This is a genomic window from Lunatimonas salinarum (assembly GCF_017811155.1).
GTDB classification, from domain to species: domain Bacteria; phylum Bacteroidota; class Bacteroidia; order Cytophagales; family Cyclobacteriaceae; genus Lunatimonas; species Lunatimonas salinarum.
This window is the reverse complement of sequence record NZ_JACVCV010000003.1, coordinates 265,452-285,734: the sequence shown is the minus strand read 5'-3', so window position 1 is coordinate 285,734 and position 20,283 is coordinate 265,452. Positions and strand designations below refer to the sequence as shown.

The 20,283-nt window shown below is 46.9% G+C and carries 21 protein-coding genes; 13 read left to right on the top strand and 8 right to left on the bottom strand.

Annotated elements, in window-relative coordinates; translation table 11 throughout:
* Positions 1-67: 67 nt before the first annotated feature.
* The 12 genes from IAQ59_RS04990 to IAQ59_RS04935 all read left to right on the top strand — a co-directional run bounded on the left by IAQ59_RS04990 (position 68) and on the right by IAQ59_RS04935 (position 11,081).
* Positions 68-1,363, top strand: coding sequence for a sialidase family protein (locus tag IAQ59_RS04990; RefSeq protein WP_209329682.1), 1,296 nt, complete (start codon positions 68-70; stop codon positions 1,361-1,363).
* A gap of 240 nt (positions 1,364-1,603) precedes the next feature.
* Positions 1,604-1,987: a GxxExxY protein gene (locus IAQ59_RS04985; RefSeq protein WP_245189437.1), complete on the top strand. Its 384-nt coding sequence runs from the start codon at positions 1,604-1,606 to the stop codon at positions 1,985-1,987.
* Between the two features lie 415 nt (positions 1,988-2,402).
* Positions 2,403-3,215, top strand: a complete 813-nt coding sequence (locus tag IAQ59_RS04980) for an HpcH/HpaI aldolase family protein (protein WP_245189436.1) — start codon at positions 2,403-2,405, stop codon at positions 3,213-3,215.
* The gene (locus IAQ59_RS04975) at positions 3,212-4,168 is read left to right on the top strand and encodes an aldo/keto reductase (protein ID WP_209329680.1); all 957 of its coding nucleotides are present in this window, start codon (positions 3,212-3,214) and stop codon (positions 4,166-4,168) included. Before IAQ59_RS04980 ends, IAQ59_RS04975 begins: the two co-directional genes overlap by 4 nt.
* A 16-nt stretch (positions 4,169-4,184) precedes the next feature.
* Complete coding sequence (locus IAQ59_RS04970; protein WP_209329679.1) at positions 4,185-5,108, top strand: Gfo/Idh/MocA family protein; 924 nt, start codon at positions 4,185-4,187, stop codon at positions 5,106-5,108.
* Between the two features lie 2 nt (positions 5,109-5,110).
* Positions 5,111-5,887, top strand: coding sequence for an SDR family oxidoreductase (locus IAQ59_RS04965; RefSeq protein ID WP_209329678.1), 777 nt, complete (start codon positions 5,111-5,113; stop codon positions 5,885-5,887).
* Positions 5,880-6,692 carry an SDR family oxidoreductase gene (locus IAQ59_RS04960; RefSeq protein WP_209329799.1) on the top strand — a complete coding sequence of 271 codons (813 nt, stop codon included), beginning with the start codon at positions 5,880-5,882 and terminating at the stop codon, positions 6,690-6,692. Before IAQ59_RS04965 ends, IAQ59_RS04960 begins: the two co-directional genes overlap by 8 nt.
* A gap of 24 nt (positions 6,693-6,716) precedes the next feature.
* Complete coding sequence (locus IAQ59_RS04955; protein ID WP_209329677.1) at positions 6,717-7,103, top strand: RidA family protein; 387 nt, start codon at positions 6,717-6,719, stop codon at positions 7,101-7,103.
* A 5-nt stretch (positions 7,104-7,108) separates the two neighbouring features.
* Positions 7,109-8,194 carry a dipeptidase gene (locus tag IAQ59_RS04950; RefSeq protein ID WP_209329676.1) on the top strand — a complete coding sequence of 362 codons (1,086 nt, stop codon included), beginning with the start codon at positions 7,109-7,111 and terminating at the stop codon, positions 8,192-8,194.
* Between the two features lie 72 nt (positions 8,195-8,266).
* A complete protein-coding gene (locus tag IAQ59_RS04945; protein WP_209329675.1) occupies positions 8,267-9,628 on the top strand; it encodes a hypothetical protein in 1,362 nt (453 codons plus the stop codon).
* Positions 9,629-9,760: 132 nt separating this feature from the next.
* A complete protein-coding gene (locus IAQ59_RS04940; RefSeq protein WP_209329674.1) occupies positions 9,761-10,363 on the top strand; it encodes a DUF6992 family protein in 603 nt (200 codons plus the stop codon).
* A 97-nt stretch (positions 10,364-10,460) separates the two neighbouring features.
* Positions 10,461-11,081 (top strand): transcription elongation protein SprT, encoded by a 621-nt coding sequence (locus tag IAQ59_RS04935; RefSeq protein WP_209329673.1) that lies wholly within the window; start codon positions 10,461-10,463, stop codon positions 11,079-11,081.
* A 6-nt stretch (positions 11,082-11,087) separates the two neighbouring features.
* Here IAQ59_RS04935 and murQ read toward each other — a convergent pair whose 3' ends face one another.
* The 7 genes from murQ to IAQ59_RS04900 form a co-directional block, all read right to left on the bottom strand.
* Entirely contained in the window at positions 11,088-11,903 is an 816-nt protein-coding gene (murQ, locus tag IAQ59_RS04930) for an N-acetylmuramic acid 6-phosphate etherase (protein WP_209329672.1), read from the bottom strand.
* The gene (locus tag IAQ59_RS04925; RefSeq protein ID WP_209329671.1) at positions 11,900-12,745 is read right to left on the bottom strand and encodes an N-acetylglucosamine kinase; all 846 of its coding nucleotides are present in this window, start codon (positions 12,743-12,745) and stop codon (positions 11,900-11,902) included. The genes murQ and IAQ59_RS04925 overlap by 4 nt, the downstream gene beginning before the upstream one ends.
* A 2-nt stretch (positions 12,746-12,747) precedes the next feature.
* Positions 12,748-12,975, bottom strand: coding sequence for a cytochrome b5 domain-containing protein (locus IAQ59_RS04920; protein ID WP_209329798.1), 228 nt, complete (start codon positions 12,973-12,975; stop codon positions 12,748-12,750).
* A gap of 66 nt (positions 12,976-13,041) precedes the next feature.
* Entirely contained in the window at positions 13,042-14,193 is a 1,152-nt protein-coding gene (locus IAQ59_RS04915; protein ID WP_209329670.1) for a formimidoylglutamase, read from the bottom strand.
* A gap of 94 nt (positions 14,194-14,287) precedes the next feature.
* Positions 14,288-15,592, bottom strand: coding sequence for an NADH:ubiquinone reductase (Na(+)-transporting) subunit F (gene nqrF / locus IAQ59_RS04910; RefSeq protein WP_209329669.1), 1,305 nt, complete (start codon positions 15,590-15,592; stop codon positions 14,288-14,290).
* Between the two features lie 127 nt (positions 15,593-15,719).
* A complete protein-coding gene (gene accD, locus IAQ59_RS04905) occupies positions 15,720-16,562 on the bottom strand; it encodes an acetyl-CoA carboxylase, carboxyltransferase subunit beta (protein ID WP_209329668.1) in 843 nt (280 codons plus the stop codon).
* A 92-nt stretch (positions 16,563-16,654) separates the two neighbouring features.
* Positions 16,655-17,719, bottom strand: a complete 1,065-nt coding sequence (locus IAQ59_RS04900) for a mechanosensitive ion channel family protein (protein WP_209329667.1) — start codon at positions 17,717-17,719, stop codon at positions 16,655-16,657.
* A gap of 145 nt (positions 17,720-17,864) precedes the next feature.
* On the opposite strand from IAQ59_RS04900, the gene IAQ59_RS04895 reads away from it, so the two are divergent.
* The gene (locus IAQ59_RS04895; protein ID WP_209329666.1) at positions 17,865-19,502 is read left to right on the top strand and encodes a carbon starvation CstA family protein; all 1,638 of its coding nucleotides are present in this window, start codon (positions 17,865-17,867) and stop codon (positions 19,500-19,502) included.
* Positions 19,503-19,614: 112 nt separating this feature from the next.
* Here the strand turns inward: IAQ59_RS04895 and IAQ59_RS04890 are convergent, their stop codons facing one another.
* On the bottom strand, positions 19,615-20,196 hold the full coding sequence (locus tag IAQ59_RS04890; RefSeq protein WP_209329665.1) for a porin family protein: 582 nt from the start codon (positions 20,194-20,196) through the stop codon (positions 19,615-19,617).
* Positions 20,197-20,283 lie beyond the last annotated feature (87 nt).

The window sequence follows — 20,283 nt, the reverse complement described above, 5'->3', positions numbered from 1 at the left end:
AGGTGGCTTTTGTCCTTCCGCTTACCCGATAATTTCTTACATTGAATGTGGTTAAAAGCAAGCCCCTATGAAAACGATGTCCGATTCTCACCGACGATCATTTCTGAAAAGTTCCCTGATAGGTAGTGTAAGTCTGTTGACTCTTTCTCCTTTTGCGCTCTCATCCTGTAGAAATGGGGGACTGTTTGGACGAAAGCAAGATCTCGATTACACTACCCGGTTGGAGGTACCCACTCGACTGTTTGACGGAGAGAGGTGCTGGGTGCATCCCCGTGCGGGACTGATTCCCGGAGCGGGAAAAGGAAGTCAGCCCCGGATTGTCATGACGCTGAACACCTTAGAGCTCGGTGGCAGTGATGTGTTTAAGGGAATGTATACGATGTATAGCGACGATTTGGGAAAAACCTGGACGGAGCCAGCACTGTCCGAACCCTTGGCACCCCGCATGGAGCTGATAGCAGGGGAACAGCGTCCGGTCGCTGCCAGTGACTTTTGGCCCACGTGGCACGCCAAGTCCGGTAAGCTGCTGGGTACAGGCCACACGATTGCTTATACTACTGACTGGAAAGTGAGTTCTCCCAGACCTAGGGATACGGCCTATTCGGTGTATGATCCGTTGGCCAACCGTTGGTCGGTTTGGGAAAAGCTGAAGATGCCGGATAATCCGGCCTTCCAAAATGCCGGGGCAGGATGCGTTCAGCGCTACGACCTGCCTGATGGATCTATTCTCTTGCCGATTTATTTTTCACCACCTGGCGAAAATTCCCGGGTGACGGTGGCCAAGTGCCGTTTTGATGGTTCCGAACTTATTTACTTGGCACATGGCAACGAGCTGTCCGTGCCGGATCAAAGCCGCGGTCTTCACGAGCCCTCGTTGACGTTTTTTGGAGGAAAGTATTTCCTTACGATCCGAAACGATATACAAGGATATGTGAGCAGAAGTACCAATGGAGTGGACTTCGAACCCATTCAGCCCTGGCGTTTTGATGACGGGCAAGAGCTCGGAAACTACAATACCCAACAACATTGGGTGACCCATAGCGAAGGTTTGTTTTTGGTTTATACCCGTCGGGGAGCCAATAATGACCATGTTTTTCGTCACCGGGCGCCCCTCTTCATGGGGCAGGTGGATCCGGATCGGATGGTCATCATACGGGAGACGGAGCGAATTTTGGTGCCAGAGCGTGGTGCCCGGTTAGGTAACTTTGGGGTGACGGAAATCAGTCCAGAGGAGACTTGGGTGACGGTTTCCGAATGGATGCAGCCCGAGGGCGTAGATAAGTACGGTAGTGATGGCAGCGTATTTGTGGCCCGCGTTCGCTGGAATCTCCCGAATAAAAATGATATATGCTGCGCGAAATAGGTGTGATATATGCTGCGCGAAATATGTCTTTGGCGAAATATTTGGTTGGGTTTATGAGGTTAGTGTCGCTTCGAGTTTTGGTTTATTTTGGAATTTGAGACGAGAAGGGCCTACTTTCCTGCTATGATTTTGTTGAAAAGTGGTGAATTTGCCTGTATCACGTTTTATATAACGAGCAATATCTGCGGTTTGGGCTAAACCCTAATAGTATTTTCATAGATTAGCTAAAGAGGGCACAGAATGACACAGAGTATGGAATTGAATGATTTGTCTTATAAAATAATCGGATGTGTATATAAGGTTCATTCCGAATTGGGTCCTGGTTTGCTGGAATCTACCTATGAGGTTTGTTTGGAGTATGAAATGCGAAAGGCAGGATTGGCTGTAGAAAGGCAAAAGCCACTTCCGGTAATTTACGATAACATCAGACTTGAAGCAGGCTATAGAATAGACCTTTTGGTCAATCATCAAGTCATACTTGAATTAAAATCTGTGGATGAAATCGCTCCCATTCACAAAGCACAATTAATGACCTATTTAAAACTGACGGGGTTGAAGTTGGGCTTATTGCTCAATTTCAACGTCCAGGATATGAGAAAAGGGATTAACAGAATAATAATGTAAAAGGCGGCACCCCAGATAGCTCAGATTACCACAGATGAGGTTTTGAATTGGGTAAAAACTTTAAACGATGGCCAAAGCTTCAAAGAAAATCTGTGCAAATCTGTGTAAATCGGTGGTGAAAAAAACACACCCCAGATAGCTCAGATTACCACAGATGAGGTTTTGAATTGGGTAAAAACTTTAAACGATGGCCAAAGCTTCAAAGAAAATCTGTGCAAATCTGTGTAAATCGGTGGTGAAAAAAAAGCACTCATACGATTACTTTTTGATTGTTTTGGAACTTTTTTATTCCAAAAAGCCCCTTATTAAGCCGCCGTAAAAAAGTATCAGGATTCTATCAGAAAGTAATAGCCATATCGTACCGGTTCCGGTATCTTTGGTAATCGGGTGATTTAAAGATCTGCATACCATGGAAATGAGAAAGAGCCTTGTGCTGAAAAAATTACGAGCCGGTGAAAAGGTCACCTGCTTTAAAATTAACCTGGCGGATGCCCGATCGGTGGAGATTGCTGCATTTGCTGGATTTGACTGCATTTGGGTAGACCAGGAGCATATTGGACAGGATTGGTCCATATTGGCTTCCCAGATATGGGCGGCAAAGGCCCATGGCAAAGACGTAGTGGTAAGAGTTCCGAGGGGAAGCTATAGCGACTATGTAAAACCGTTGGAGTTGGATGCGGCAGGTATCATGGTGCCCCACGTAATGAGTATCGGGGATGGTGCCGCCGTAGTGCGTCAGGTACGTTTTCACCCCGTTGGCTTACGGGCCATCGACGGAGGGAATGCAGATGGGGCCTATACAGCCCTCGATTTCAAGCAGTACCTCCGAGATGCAAATACCGAACGTTTTGTGATTTTTCAGATTGAAGACCCCGAGGCGTTGGAGGCGATTGAAGAAATTGCAGCCTTGGATGGCTTTGACATGCTTTTTTTTGGTCCCGGAGATTTCAGTCAGGGCATAGGTGCACCGGGTGAATGGACTCACCCTAAGATTCAGGAAGCCAGAAAACGGGTAGCCGAAGTTGCTGCCAAGTATGGAAAGTTTGCCGGAACGACAGGAGGTGTAAGTCAGCTGAACGACTTGTATGCCATGGGTTATCAGTTCGTAAGTATCGGTGCAGATGTGGTGGGGCTCACCCAATATTGCCAAAAACTCCTGAGTGAGGTACCCTCTGCCCCTTCCAAGATCGAAGGAAATTCCTATTACCATTCCAGAGATAAGCAATGAGGTACGTTGATTTGGGAAGCACCGGTCTGCGTGTGTCTGAAATAGCGTTTGGCGGCGTGGAAATAGGCATGCCTTATGGAATAGGCATACGTTCCGAGGCGGATATGTTGCAGGAAAGAGAGGCCGTAAATCTATTAAACCGATCCTTGGAAGAGGGTATTAATTTTTTTGATACAGCACGCATGTATGGAGATTCGGAACGCCTGATGGGAATCGCATTTGCGTCCAAGAGGGAACAGGTGGTTATCTGCTCTAAATGCCGGCACTTCCGAGATCAGAGAGGACAGTTGCCAGCGACAGGTGAACTAACCCGCATCATACATCAATCAGCGGAGGAAAGTCTGTGTGCGTTGCGTACCGATTACCTGGATCTATTCATGTTGCATCAGGCGGATGAAGAAATCCTACAGTGCGAAGAAATAATCGAGGCTTTTCTGGCACTTAGGGATGCCGGAAAGGTTCGTAGCATAGGAGCATCAACCTACTCGGCCTCCGAGTCAACCTTAGCCATTAAAAGTGGTGTATGGCAGGTAGTCCAATTGCCTTTTAATATATTGGATCAACGTCAGGCTGCCGTCTTTGAGTCTGCTGCCAAAAGCAATGTGGGTCTGGTAATCCGTTCGGTGTTGCTGAAGGGCCTGTTGAGCGATCGGGGAAAGGGCCTTCCTTTACCCCTTGAGCGTGTGGAACGGCATATACAAAAGTTAGCCGACCTGGCAGGTACAATGGATATCGATCTACCCACCTTAGCTATTCGTTTTGCCCTTTCTTTTGAGGCGGTATCCTCGGTATTGGTGGGTATTGATCAGGAAAAATACCTCCTTCAGGCGGTGGGGGCGGCGCATAAATCCCAACTGGATGAGGAAATCTTCGATGCCGTAAAGCGGCTTGCATTTCCGGATCCTGAATTTATCAACTTACCTCATTGGGATCGAATGGGGTGGCTAACCTAAACGTAAGGATTATCATATGATACGAATTGGAATATTAGGCATGAGTCCCGGAAATGCACATCCTTATTCTTGGTCTGCGATTATCAATGGATCTTTTGATGGAAAGGTGATCGCAGAGATCGGCTATCCGGCGGTATCTGCCTACCTTCAGGCAAACCGTGACACGTTGGGAATTCCCGGTGCCAGGGTGACGCACGTTTGGACTCAGGACTTGGAAATCAGTGAAAGTATTGCCAAATCTTCTAAAATACCCTATTTGGCCGAGAAACTGGAAGACATGGTGGGCGAAGTCGATGCCGTGATTTTGGCTAGGGATGATCCGGAATATCACGTGGCCATGGCCAAGCCCTTTTTAGATGCTGATGTTCCGGTATTTGTGGATAAGCCATTGGCGTTTAGCCAGGAGGATTTGGAATACTTTGCGGGCCAAGTGGCGGCGGGAAAGTTCCTCATGTCCTGTTCGTCAATGCGCTACGCACAGGAGTGTCGGACGGTTAAGACAGAGTTGGGGGCCTTGGGCAAGATCCACTTGGTGACCGCTGTCGGGAAAAAGGACTGGAAAAAATATGGGGTGCACTTGGTGGAAGCGCTTTTCAGTACCTTGAATGATCCCGTTCCACTTTGGGTTCGTCACGTGGGCGAGCGGGACCGGGACACGGTTGTAATGGAATTTGAAGGAGGCATTAAGGCGAGCATTCACCTGTTTTCGGATATTTGCGGTACCTTTCAGCTTTCCTTTTTCGGAAGCGATGGATGGCGTCTGGCCGACATCCGCAACTCCTACAGCATGTTTCGGGATAATATGTTGGAATTCGTCCGGTCCGTGGAAGAAGGAGCTAGCCGCTTGGGTTTTGGTAAAACCTACCGCATCATCCAAACCGTAATAGGTGCTCAAACGAGTTTGGATCATGGAGGGATTGTGGTACCATTGAAAAAATAAGTATGCACGTAAACGAATTATTGAGTTTAAAAGAAAAGGTCATCGTTGTGACCGGTGGATCGGGGCAATACGGCAAGTGTTTGGTAGAAGGTTTGGCCGAAGCGGGCGGAACGGTGATTACCACCTCCCGGGAACTCGCTTCGGCGCAGAGGACCGCCGAAGCGTATCAGGCACAGGGTCTGCGGGTCTTCCCCATGGAGCTGGACCAAGGTATTCCGGAGTCTGTAGCGGCTTTTCGGGAAGAGCTGCTGGCTGAGTTCGGGCGATTGCATGTATTTGTCAATAATGCAGTTTCACGACCAATGAAGGGCTATAGGGCACCGATTAGTCAGTTTTCAGAATCTATGCAGGTCAATGCGACTGGTATGATGGACCTGCTCAGAAAGCTGACAGATTTGATCATCGCCTCTGGTGGAGGATCGGTGATCAATATCGCTTCCATGATGGGCATGAAAGGGCCGGATTTATCGAACTACGAAGGCACCACCATGGGAGATCTTCCGCCTGATTATTTTTTTCACAACGCCGGACTGATCAACATAACCCGTTTTATGGCGAAGATGCATGCCGGAAAGAACATCAGGTTCAATTGTATCAGTCCCGGAGGACTTTTTAACCATCAGCCCCAGGCTTTTTTGGATAATTATTGCCGTAAAGTGCCTATGCGACGCATGGCCAATACCGATGACATAAAAGGGTTGGCAGTGTTGCTGGCCTCTGACGCAGGAGCCTATATCAATGGAGAAAACATCTTGATGGACGGTGGACTCAATGCATGATAAGGCCAGCCATAGCGAGGAAGATTTTGAAAGTGCTTTTGGGCTGCGGGGTAAGCTTTTCTGGGTGCTAGGAGGTGCCGGGTACCTGGGGCAGTCCTTAGTGAAAATGTTGGCCTCCGCCGGGGCAAGGGTTATCTGTGCCGATTTGGGAAGCAAGAGCAAAGACTTTGTGGGTCAGGAAGAGTTGTTTCCACAAGTGATCCCTGTGTCCTTGGATATTGCCGAAGAGGAACAGGTGGAGGCATTTACCTCCTTGCTTTCGTCTGAGTTTGGAGTACCTAACGGGGTGGTCAACCTGACCTATGCGGCGTCAGGGAAGGCGTTTGCCGATTTATCAGCAGCCGACTTTAATAGGGTAAATGAGATAGGCCTGACCGCTGGTTTTGTATTCGGCAGAAAGGTTTGCGAGCTGATGGCGCAGGCAGGTGGAGGTAGTTTTGTGACCTTTGGTAGTATGTATGGGATGGTTTCTCCAGACCCCGCTGTGTACGAAGCACCAATGAATCCCAATCCAATTGAGTATGGGGTAGGCAAGGCGGGAATTATACAACTGACCAAATATTTCGCTATGCAATACGGCAAGCGGGGCGTACGGTGTAATTGCGTTTCTCCAGGGCCTTTTCCTGGTCCCGAAGTAAGGCATTCCCATCCGGAATTTGTGCAGCGGCTGGCGGATAAAACGCTGTTAAAGCGTGTCGGAAGGGCCCATGAAGTGGCTGGAGCCGTTTGTTTTCTTCTTTCATCAGCCTCTTCTTTTATGACCGGACATAACTTGGTGGTTGACGGTGGTTGGACCACGATGTAAATAGGTTAATTAACTAGCGTAGATATGAAAAAGATAGTACATCCAAAAAGAGATGAAAATTTTGTCACCGGAGCGTATTCTGATGCGGTTTTGATAGACGGTTTCTTGTTTGTTTCCGGTCAGGCAGCCGTTGATTTTGAGACTTCCCGTTTTGTCTTGGGTACGATTGAGGAAGAAACCGTCAGAACCCTGGAAAACATAAAGGCGATCGTGGAAGCCGCCGGGGCTACCATGAACGATATCGTCAAATGTACCGTGCATTTGGCCGATATCCGTGAGTTTGACCGGTACAATCGGGTATATGCATCCTATTTTACCGGCGTAAAGCCCGCTCGAACGACGGTGCAGTCTGTATTGGCAGAAGGACTAAAGGTAGAAATAGATTGTATTGTTAAAATCCCTACCGCCTGATTGACATGCAAAGGAGGCTGATCATTGATGGGCATCTGGATTTGGCCATGAATGCCATTGAGTGGAACCGGGATCTGCGGCTTGAGCTTAGCCAGGTACGGCAGATGGAAATGCACATGAAGGACAAGCCGGACAGGGGCAAAGGAACAGTGACGCTTCCAGAGCTTCGAAAAGGCAAGGTAGGAATTGTCGTGGCAACGCAACTGGCACGGTATTCACCGCCCGATTCTGCACTTCCGGGTTGGAATTCACCTCAGCAGGCCTGGGCCATGACCCAAGCCCAACTGGCTTGGTACCGGGAAATGGAATCAGCTGGGGAAATGAGACAGATTCTGACCCGACGGGATTTGGACGAAATGGTAGCCCTTTGGGAAGATGAAGCAGTGCCCGATGCGGATAAGCCCATAGGCTATATTCTCAGTTTGGAAGGAGCGGACTCCTTAGTAGAGGTTTCTTACCTGGATAAGGCCTATGCGTATGGCGTACGCGCGTTGGGTTTGTCGCATTTCGGGCCGGGGAGGTATGCTCCCGGCACAAAAACGGAAGGCCCGATTACCCCCTTGGGAGAACAGCTGTTGGAGGGGATGGGTCGTTTGAACCTGATTCTTGACGTTACCCATCTTACGGATAAAGGATTTGATCAGGCCATGGATCTGTACAAAGGTCCTGTATGGGCCAGTCATCACAACGTGCGGAAAATTGTTCCTAACCAACGGCAGTTAACGGATGCGCAAATCAGACGGCTGGTTCAAAGAGGCGCGGTGATTGGGGGCATGTTGGATTGCTGGGCAATGGATATACGGTTCATTGACACGGTGTCCGACCCTTGGCAACTGGATATACGGCTAGAGCAACTGATCGATCACTGGGACCATATCTGTCAGCTGGCCGGAAATACCCACCATGTGGCTATAGGCAGTGATTTGGATGGGATCTTTGGTACCGAGCAATCTCCCTGGGATCTCAACAGCGTGGCAGATCTCCAAAAATTCGAAGAGTCGTTGGATAAAAGGGGATACAGTTCAGAGGATATAGATCGGATATTTCATGGCAATTGGCTACGTTTCCTGCGGGCAAGCTTACCAGTCTAAAAGGTTCTGATGACGGCAAAATGGAGCTTTCAGAAAGCGGATAGCTAGCTGCTAATAAAAAATGATAAACAGATGAACAGTACTACAGGATTGTATGCCGGTGCAGCACAGGTGGAGACCACCCCACGGTTGGGAACCGTGATCAACGGTGACTTTGTTCCTCATTATGCTACTTCTATCCATGACCCGCTTTTTGCGAAGGCCCTGGTGCTTCGACGTGCCGAAACTTTTTTGGTATTTGTGGTGGTGGATATCTGTGTCATGGGGCAGGAACTGTTGGATCAAGTAAAAAGTCTGATACAGGCCCAAACCGGCATAGCGCCTGAGAATATACTGATTAGTAGTACCCACACCCATGCAGCAGGTGCTGTAGAGGAAGTTCATTTTGTACAGGCAGATTTGGCCTATAGGCAGTGGCTACCCGGACGGATAGTGGAAGCCGTGGACGCTGCCATTAACCGTCTTGAGCCGGCTCTGTTTGGTTATGGCAAGGTCATGGCTCCGGAGCATCTTCGGTGTAGAAGGTATGAGATGGAAGCAGATTTTTTGCCGCTCAATCCCGTTACAGGAAAGGCAGACAAAATAAAGACCAATCCCTTTGGTGTTGAGTGCAAGATCATTCGACCTATTGCCAAGCCGGATCCCGAATTGTCGTTTTTGGCGTTGAAAAGTATCTCGGGTAAATGGATCAGCGTTTTGGCAAATTATGGCTTGCATTATGTAGGCGATTGGAAGAATGGGACCATTTCTGCCGACTATTTTGGTTATTTTGCCCGATCGCTACAGGCAGAGTTATGTGCAGGTGAGGACTTTGTGGGCATCATGAGTAACGGCACCAGCGGGGATGTGAACATTTGGGATTTTCACAACCCAAGTCTTTACCCTGCCGGTGATTTCGCGAAAAGTGCCCTGATCGGGTCAGATTTGGCATCCAAGCTTATCCAGAAGCTGGATGATATCCAATGGGAGTCTGATCCTGTTCTGGGAGTGGTGACTGATGCAGTGTCGCTTGTAAGGCGTATGCCTTCTGACCAGGAACTGGAATCGGCAAAGGAACGGATGGAAGAGGGCGGCTTTGAATACCTACAGGCGGATTATGCCGGTTGGCAAAAGCTTTATGCGAGGGAACAGTGCTTGCTAGCAGCCTATCCCGTTGAGGCTAAGGTGCCGTTGCAGTGTTTTAGGATAGGTTCGGTAAGGATAGGCGCATTGCCCGGCGAGGTTTTCGCGTCAACCGGACTCAAATTGAAAGAAGAAATTTCAAGTCCCTATTTTTCCATTACGCTCGCAAATGGCAATTTCGGCTATATCCCTCCGGCCCTTGAATTGGAAAAGGGTGGATACGAAACCTGGAGGTGCAGGATAAGTAATTTAGATGGGGATGCGGAGCAACGAATACGTAAGGAGCTGATCCGGTTGGCGGATTCTGTGTGATTAATCGGGCCTTGGGACGTTTTGGGGTGAATTGCGTTTGATTATTGGGGCTAAGGCCAGCGTAAACAGTTAGGTGTTCAAAAACGTTTATATTCTAGCTAATGCCCAGCGATACAAAAAAATCTTAGCCGTATGCCTACTGTCCTTCAAAAAACGCTTCCCGTTCTGTTGTTTTTCTTCCTTTGGCATATTCCGTCCTTTGCCCAAGATGAAACGAACGCGCTGAAGCAATATAATCTAGAACGCATCCAATACAATAAGCATGGCATGCTTATATTGGGGTCATGGGCCGTGGGAAATATGCTTTGGGGTGGTTTTATGGCTGGAAGAACCAGCGGGGAATTGCAGGGTTTTCATCAAATGAACGCCTACTGGAACGGCGTCAACCTGTTGATTGCCGGTTTTGGGTACTACTCCGCGATGAAGGAATTGCCGAATCCGGAGCTTTGGGCAACGATACAGCAGCAGTACAAGATCGAGAAAATTCTATTAGTCAATGCGGGACTGGATGTAGCCTACATGGCCACGGGTCTCTATATGCTGGAAAGGGGCAAACGGAAAGACGATGCGAGGATACGGGGTTTTGGAAAGTCGGTTATCCTACAGGGTGCATTTCTGATGTCCTTTGATGTCATCAAGTTTCTATATCACAATGCCCACGCCAAAGATCTGCCCAAAATGGTAGAAAACCTTTCCTTAGGTTCCAATGGGATTGGTTTCAAGGTTATGTTTTAGTGTCGTGAACCGGGGGGTAGGAACTTGAATACTACAGACTTGCCTTTTACAACTTTCTTTTTTACCTATATTTGCCTTAAATAACTGCCTGGAGGCCTTGATTAAACAGGAAGAATGGACGTCGTTTCTGTCAGGCAGAGTGCCTGAACAGTCTATAGCTTATTGTTATGAGCTATGGAGGGAAAACCCTTTTCATTTTGTCGTATCTAAGTCGCGTACCTCCAAACTGGGGGATTTCACTTACCGAAGGAATAGGTCCGTGCAGAAAATAACCGTCAATCACGATTTGAACCCCTATCAATTTCTGATTACCTATATCCATGAAGTGGCGCATCATCGGGTTTATGCTAAGTACGGCAGCACGCGAATGCCACATGGTATCGAATGGAAAAGGGAGTTTCAGCGCCTGATGGAGCCTATGCTGGTAAGGGAGGTTTTTCCGATGGATGTCCTTGTTCCGCTACGCAGGCATATGTCGAATCCCAAAGCCAGTGCCGGAGCAGACCTTTTTTTGATGAAGGAGCTTATGAAATACGATTCCGGTGAAAGGGGTGAATCCGAAATGCTATTGAGTGACCTGGTACTAGGACAGCGGTTTCTATTCAAAGAGCGCTTGTTCGAAAAGCTGGAAAGCCGAAGAACCCGAGTCCTGTGTGAGGAAGTTGGTACCGGTAGGCATTTCCTGATTTCGGGGCATGCTTCGGTAGAGAAGCGGTAGTGTTAGCTATGCTTTGCCCTGTTCATGTGCGGCGACTGCCGCCCTGACAGACCCATGTTGGAGAAGCATATGTTTGGCTTGTTCTTCAGAAAGGCCGGTAGCATCCATGATCATTCGTGTTCCTCTTTTTACCAGCTTTTCGTTGGAAAGCTGCATGTCCACCATCTTGTTGCCCTTTACCCGTCCCAATTTGATCATTACGCTGGTAGAAATCATATTGAGTACTAGTTTCTGGGCGGTTCCGGATTTCATCCGCGTACTGCCGGTCACAAATTCTGGACCTACGACCACCTCTACGGGCAGCTGTGCGGTAGCAGCGAGCGGGCTGCCCGTATTGCAGGTGATGCATCCGGTGAGTAATCCTGCCTCGTTAGCGGCCTTTAGTCCGCCTATCACGTAGGGTGTAGTGCCTGATGCTGCTATTCCAATCACGGAATCGTTTTCGTTGAATCCGAATTTTTGGATATCCTTCCAGGCCTGTGCCGGATCATCTTCCGCATTCTCGACCGCCTTGCGAATGGCAGCATCTCCGCCAGCGATTATCCCGATTACCCAATCATGGGGCACCCCGTAGGTAGGAGGGCACTCAGAGGCATCCAAAATCCCCAATCTCCCACTAGTTCCTGCACCGATGTAAAACAATCGACCTCCGAGCTGCATCCTTGGGATAATGGCTTCTACCAGCTTTTCGATTTGGGGAAGGGATTTGGCGACCGCCAAAGGAACGGTCTGATCCTCTTTGTTCATATTTGAAAGCAGCTCCGAAACGGACATCTGCTCTAAATTTTCGTAGTATGAACTGCTTTCCGTAGTTGTACTCATATTTTATTTTGGTGATAGAGGGTGAGTCCTGCTATTGGTGCTTCCAGAATGATATCTATATGGATACCGAGATCGGCACCTACTTTACGCACTACTTCTCCGTTATGAAATGCAATGGAACCTACAAAGTTCACGGGTTTTTCTTGGTAATTGGTATACCGCATGACATGCCTCTTAAAGAAGTCGGTGAAACCGTTGTAAAACAGCTGAAAACAATAGGGATGGTTTTTCTGATCGTGAATGAACCGGCAAAACCCCGCCATGTATCGGTTGGGAAATGGTTTCTGGTATACGTTTTCTTGGATCTCCAAATTAGTCAGCTGATATTCCTCCAGTACCATTTCCCGGATTTCCTTCGGCATGTCGTCGTAAATAAAATCCTGCAGAAAATGTCGGCCAATGTAGGAACCTCCTCCTTCGTCTCCCAACAGGTATCCTGGGGAAGGACGGTTTGCCACGATATTTTTTCCGTCGTAATCCCCACTATTCGATCCTGTGCCCAATATACAGGCGATGCCCGGCTTGTGTCCACAGGTAGCCTTGGCGGAAGCTGTCAAGTCATGGTCTACCGATACCAAGGTGTCCTTTCCCAGCACACTTTTGATCAGTCCGGCTACCGTCTGTTTATTCTTCTCTCCGGTACATCCCGCTCCATAAAAGTAAACCTGTTCTATACTTCCTTTCAGTGACTGAATGCGCTCTGTCTGCAAATCCCGAAGCATGTCTTCTGCTTTTTGGTAATAAGGATTGAATCCAACCGTACGAAACTGCTCGATTTTTCCGTCTTTGCGTATTACCCTCCAGTCTGTCTTACTGGAGCCACTGTCAGCTATCAGAATCATGTTTATTTCAGGTATGCGATTGGTTCAAATTTATCAAATACATTTGCGCTATGCGGAGCATCCTTTAATTCCTCTGTGAGATCCTGACCCGCCCAGTGTTCATAGTGTTTGCCATTTCTCCAAAGCCTAGACCTACTCAGGTCATATACCAATCCTTGGTAGGCGACATATATTTCTGGCTTATCTTGTCCGTTGTATAAGGCAAGTTGGTTTTTCGTGAGGGTTCTCATGAGCGCTTGCTCTTTCAAATATAAATAATTTATAAAAAGTTCTTTCAGTTTTTTAATTTTTTCTAATTATGGCAATTTCAATTGGGCGTTCACCCAACGTTCTGGGATTTCACCGCGTTGGGCTGTCTGATAATCTTCGTAGCTGCAGGGGATGATTGTATGTCCCCCGAATTTTCCCGTATCGGAGACTGGGACTTCCATCCACCACTTGCCGCTAAGGTTACTTTTATAAAAATGCAGTACAGATGGGGTAGAATCTAGCGATACTGTATACTTGGTGTAGTCACTGCTTTTGAAGGACAGGCTATCTTTTCGATGATAGAAGCCTTCGATGAAGTACCAAATCATCGTCGCAACGACGGATGCGGTAGTATGACGGGAGTCATCGAGGCTTTCGTGGTATCCATAGAAGCCTATGGAGCTCAGCTTTTCGTTGGTACCTGCAAACCAACTTACCTGGCACGCTTCCTCGGATGTCATACCAAAAGGTTGGCAGTCGATGGTTCCGGGCGCATCGGTTGATTTGATGGCACAGAGATCGAAACTGAGCATATCTGCGTTTCGGATAAGTGGTTCCACCTCCTTGAAGTTATCCCTTAGCTTGCCGAGCCGTACATGGTCAAAGTAGAGTTTTTCCAAGGTGGCTACCAGGTCGCTGTCAGTCAGAAAGCTTTGATAAGCTAAGTGACAATAGTTGAAGAGGAAATTTGGTTGATGAAGGATTAGTTGGCTTGAATGGGTCTGGTCAGGTCTGCCTTCATCCTCCATATCCATCTTGGAGTCTACCGTTAAAACGCTCACCATTTTTCGCATCTTTTCAAAGGCTAAAAACTGCCCTACATCTAGGTCATGGGAGCCTCCTATAAATACCGGTAAAATTTCTTGGTTAATCAGAAACTCTCCGATGGAGCGCATCAGTTGGTAGGTTTCCTTAATAGTCTCACCGGATTTTAAGGTGCCTAAATCTGCGATTTTATAGAGTTCTTGTCCTTTTTTCAGTAGAAAGAGTTTTTCCCTTATGGCGTGGGCTGATTCGGGGCCGTTTGGTATGTCGGCTGCTCCACGGTAATCCTCTAGGCCGATAATCGCAAGCTGAATACCTTGCAGATCAGGGAATCGCTCCCCATGGTAGTGGATGCCGGAAAAAAATGAATTATGGGATTTTGTCTTGTGATAAAGGTGTTCCGGTAAAGGTTCGAAAAATATCTGTAAGTCCATCTGATGTTGCGTACTCGCCGTTTGATTGACCAAAAATAAAGAAATTCAAGCGATATAAATCAAAAAAGTCCCGCACCATGCGGGACTTTTTGATTTATCCTCCGAAATCATCGAAGCGAATATTTTCATTTGGAACGCCGAGATCGTCAAGCATTTTCAACACCGCAGCATTCATCAAAGGAGGGCCACAGAGATAAAACTCAATCTCATCAGGCTCGTCTTTGTATTTCAGGTAATTGTCATAAAGTACTTGGTGAATAAATCCAACGTAGCCATCTGCTTCCCGGTCATCCAAGGATTTTTTTACCTTCCAGTTGTCTTCAGGAAGTGGCTCGGATAAGCCTATATGGAAGTTAAAGTTAGGGAAATCCTTTTCGATTTCGCGGAAATGCTCTGTGTAGAAAAGTTCTTTTTTGGATCGGCCTCCATACCAGTAGGAAACCTTTCTATCAGATTTTTCAGTGTGAAATAGGTGGAACAGGTGGGACCTAAGAGGGGCCATTCCGGCACCCCCACCGATGTAAATCATTTCCCGCTGCGTAGGGTTGATATGGAATTCACCATATGGTCCTGAAATGGTTACTTTGTCGCCAGGTTTTCTTCCGAAAACATACGAAGAACATACACCCGGATTCACATCCATCCAACGGTTGTTGGCTCGATCCCATGGCGGTGTAGCTACTCGGATGGTCAGCATAACGATGTTTCCTTCAGCTGGGTGGTTAGCCATAGAATACGCTCGGAAGAGCGGTTCGTCATTTTTCATCACCAAATCCCAAAGCCCAAATTTATCCCAATCGCTTTTGTAAACGTCTTGGGGGTGACCAAGTTCAGGATGTGGAGTGATGTCTATGTCTTTGTAGTTTACCGTGATAGCAGGAACATCAATTTGAATATATCCTCCTGGTTCAAAATCCAGTATTTCACCTTCGGGTAACTTTACCTTAAACTCTTTAATGAAGGTAGATACGTTATAGTTGGAAATAACCTCGCATTCCCATTTTTTAATACCGAATATTTCCTCCGGAATCCGGATTCGCATGTCATTTTTCACCTTTACTTGGCAAGAAAGCCGCACTTTGCCTTGCTGTTCTGCTCGGCTAAGATGCCCCACTTCCGTTGGCAAAACTTCACCCCCGCCGTCTTCAACCGTGCATTTGCACATGGCGCAGGTACCTCCTCCTCCACAGGCAGAAGGAAGGAAGATTTTTTTGTTCCCAAGGGTATTTAGCAGGGTAGATCCTGCTGAGGTGATAATGGGATTTTTTTCGTCGCCATTGATGATGATTTTTACATCCCCGGAGGCAACCAGCTTGGATTGGGCAAATAGAAGAATAAATACAAGTAGCAAAATGATCAACGTAAATGCTACGATCGAGGTAATGATTACTGAACCCATTTAACGATGTTTTTTCTTTATCAGTACGACAAATCCGGTTTAAATGATTGCAAATATATTCAATAATCGCTTAAACCAGTGAATAAATTCTAAATTTTAGGAGCTATTGCCTACTTACTGTTAACTGCTAATTTTTCAATAGGTTTAGCAATGTACTTATTCTGTTTTTCAACTGCCGTCGGTCGATGATGAAATCCAAAAAACCATGTTCCAACACAAATTCAGCGCTTTGAAACCCTTTTGGGAGGTCTTTTCCGATGGTTTCTCGTATCACCCTGGGGCCGGCAAATCCGATTAGAGCGCCTGGTTCGGCGATGTTAAAATCACCCAACATGGCATAGGAAGCCGTGACGCCACCTGTGGTAGGGTCAGTGAGTAGCGAAATATAGGGGATTCCAGCCTCGTCCAGCAAGGCCAGTTTTGCAGAGGTCTTTGCCATCTGCATAAGGCTGAATCCGGCTTCCATCATTCGGGCGCCACCAGACTTTGAAATCATCAAAAAAGGAATCTTGTGTTTCAGGGAATAGTCGATTGCCCGGGATATTTTCTCTCCTACTACTGACCCCATGGACCCACCTATGAAATTAAAATCCATACAGGTAATGACGATATCTATGCCGTTGACCTTTCCTATACCTGTTCGCGCGGCATCGTTTAATTCGGTTTTTGTAATGGTATCCTTGATGCGGGCAGTGTAGGGCTTGCTGTCCACAAATTTTAGCGGGTCGCCTGAAGTCATCTTGGCATCCAACTCCGTAAATTTGTTTTCGTCAAAAAGTATTTCAAAGTATTCTTTAGATCCGATTTTTACGTGGTATTCGTCGTCAGGACAGACATAGGAATTATTTTTGAGTTCGCGGGTATGGATGATATTTCCCTTTGGGGTTTTATACCAAAGCCCGTCAGGGGTGTCCTTCTTTTCCTCTGTGGAGGTTTTTATGCCAGCGTCTTTTCTTTTAAACCAAGCCATGTTTAAGATGTTTTTAGGCCGAAACCAACGATTCGGCTTACAAATTTATGGGTAATATCGATTAAATAAAATTCTAATCCACAAACACGATTTCAGGGCTGATTGAAGTGGGACTTTTCGAAGGTGTCCTTCTCCATCACAATGCGGGTTTTCGGAAGAGATTCCGGGTAGTTTTTTTGAATATAGTCAAGCATGTTTTCCCGCACGTAGCACCGAAGGTCAAAGGCGGTAGGGCTGTCTGCCGCACTCATCAGGCACCGCAGTTCTACCGTCCGCTCCCTGATGTCTGTGACTTGGAGTACCTGAACTTTCCCATCCCACAGCGGTGTAGCCTCCAAGAGTTTTTTCAACTGTACTTTGAGCGGTGCAATTGGCAAGCTGTGGTCTACGTACAAAAATACAGTTCCCCAGATATCTGCGGTAGTACGGGTCCAATTTTGAAAGGGCTTTTCCAGAAAGTAGGTTATTGGCAGCACCAGTCTGCGTTGATCCCAAATGCGCACAACCACATACGTCAGGTTGATTTCCTCGATTTTACCCCACTCTCCCTCTAGCACCACCACATCATCCAGCCGGATCGGTTGGGTAAATGCTATTTGAAAGCCCGCAAGTAGGTTGGCTATCGATTTTTGCGCAGCAAAACCGATGATTATACCGGCGATCCCCGCTGAGGTAAGTAGGCCTGCGCCAATATTCCGAGCGGACTCAAACTGCATCAGAATACTCGCGGACGCAATCACAACGACCACAATGACGAAGACCTTGCGGATAAAATCAATTTGGGTGACCATCCGACGCTCGCGTAAATTATCCGACTTTTCGAAGGTAAACTTATCCAAGATGTGGTACCTGACTACGTTGGAGATTTCAATAATTATCCACGTCAGATTTATAGCAAAGAGGACGGCAAATACCGGATGGCTGCGTATCAATTCCATCCCATCAGGTGAAAAATAGGGTTCTGCAATTGGAAAAATGACGAAGAAAAGCCCCCATTTCAATGATCGGGAAAGTTTTTTCAGCGCATTTTCGCCTTTGGATGTTTGGGGTTTATAGATAATTGCCGCAAGCCTTTTAAAAGTGAAATACAGAAGGAGATGGCTAATGATAAGCGATAGGATAATGATCGAAACAAACAGTAATTTTTCATGTGTCATAAGGAGTTGGCTTTTGAATCTTGTAACTGGATGGAAATAATACGTATAGGCAGGGTCTTGAAATCGTTTTTCTGCCTATATTTATTACCAAATTCCATTTGAACAGGTCTTCCGGTTCAAGCTGCTCTTACAACAACCAAAAACCATGCAATTAACCTATCTTTTCATTATTTCGGCTGTAATTTTAACGGGTGCGTATTTCACCTACGGGAAATATGTCTTTCAGAAGTTTAAAATTAACAACAAAAATATCACCCCGTCCCACCGTTTTAGCGATGGGGTAGACTATGTTCCCAGTAAGCCCATCGTTGTTTTAGGGCATCATTTTGCTTCCATAGCCGGGGCAGGTCCCATAGTAGGGCCAATTATTGCCGTTACATTTGGCTGGGTTCCAGCCGTGATTTGGATTTTGATTGGGGGGATATTTTTTGGTGCGGTGCACGATTTAGGCAGTATGGTGGCTTCCCTGCGAAATGACGGCAAATCTATTGGTGTGATCATCCAGAATAATATTGGTAGAAGGGGGAAGCAATTGTTCATCCTGTTTAGTTTTTCGACGCTCATTCTGATCATAGCTGTTTTTGCAGATATTATCGCCAAAACCTTTATCAGCAACCCCGGAGTAGCCTCGGCATCGATCCTGTTTATCTTGCTTGCGGTTACCTTTGGCTGGGTCAATAAATTTACAGCCCACAAAAAGTCTGCTTTCCTAATCGCCACCGTGGTCGGTGTGGTGATCATGTATTTTTTCGTGTATTTGGGTATGCAGATTCCCTTTGTATTGGAGTACCAAATGTGGATTTATGTGCTTTTGGCCTATGCCTTTATCGCCTCTGTAGCGCCGGTTTCGATGTTGTTGCAGCCAAGAGATTACTTGAATAGCTTTTTGCTTTATGGACTGATTCTAGCTGCTGTAGTGGGGGTATTTGTGGCTAATCCCACGATAGTCATGGATACAGAGGTCCATGTTTCCAGCGAAAATCTAGGCTATATCTTCCCCGTCCTCTTTGTCACTATTGCCTGTGGAGCCATTTCAGGCTTTCATTCCCTAGTAGCTTCGGGTACCACCTCCAAGCAGATCGACAGGGAAGAGGACGTAAAGGTAGTAGGCTATGGAGGAATGTTGATTGAATCGTTTCTGGCGATTATATCAGTAGGTGCGGTTGTGGTGCTGACCCGGTCGGATTATATTGAGCGGTTAGCGGCCCAAGGCCCCGTCCCTTTGTTTGCAGACGGGTTGGGGGCTATTATCTCAGCAATGGGAGTAAACGAAGCATTTGCTGTGGGTTTTGTCGCTTTGACGGTTTCGGCATTTGCATTGACCACGTTAGACACGTGCACACGTCTGGCGCGATTTACGCTTCAGGAATACTTCGAGGACGTATCCCATCCGGTTGGAAGGAAGATTTCGCAGAATCGGTACCTTTCTACTACGGTAGTGGTGATTCTTTCCGTCTTGCTCTTGCAGAGTGGAGGGTTTTCCACACTTTGGCCCATTTTCGGTTCGGCTAATCAGCTATTGGCGGCGCTTGCTTTGCTAACCATCTCGGTTTGGCTGATTCGCAAAAAGGTAAATCCTACCTTTGTGACCATCCCTATGTTTTTCATGTTTACGGTTACCTTGAGTTCACTGGGCTTGTTTGCTTGGAACAACTTTAAGCAGCAGTCCTACACGCTATCGGTTATTGCGACGGTCTTGTTTGCCTTGTCCTTTGCCTTGATTTTCCTCGCCAGAAAAAGTCTGACTAAGGAATTGACGCCCAAGGAAATGGTTAAGGGATAAGATGCAGGTGGATAGTTGATTTTCAAGTTAGTGTTCTAGATTGCGTGAGCCATTTGCCAATGATGTCGAGCTAATTAATCCCCCGCATGCTTAAGTAGATGACGTAGTCGGTTTAGAATAATCTGAATCCCATAGACAGGATCACTTGGTTTTGCCGTTGGTCAGTAGCAACCTGGGTGTGGCTGGAGATTGCATTGGTTAGGCCTCCTTCATATTTTAGGTCTACAATCAGCGTTCCTATATCAATCCCAATGCCTGCTTGAAGCCCAAAGGTGAAGTCTTCCTTTGGAGGGATCATCGATGACCGCTGGGTGTCGTTACTCGTGATTTTGCTGTCCAATAAGTAGGTGGCAATGGGGCCCGCCTGTAGGCGAAAAAGAGAGCCTGCTTTTATGCCGACCATCATGGGGATATCTAATCGGTTGAACGTGACGTCATACTGAAAAGTGTTGTCTCGAAAGGCCCCTCCTGTATTGGTATACAGCAGTTCGGGTTGAAAGAATAGCAACGGCAAATTGATCCGGGCAAATGCGCCCAGGTGGTATCCAATTTTGGATTGGTCTCCTTGAAACCCATTGGTAACCCGGATATCTCCCTGTGAGATGCCAAATTTTGGACCGATGGAGAAAATCTGTGCATGTGCTTGCATCGTCCCCAAGCCCATTAAAAGCACCATAATCATTGTTTTTCTCATTTGTATGTTTTTTTGATTCTAGACCTTGGATTTCGGAAAACACATACTAACTCCGTCCGTACGGATATAAATGTAGTTTTCAACTTA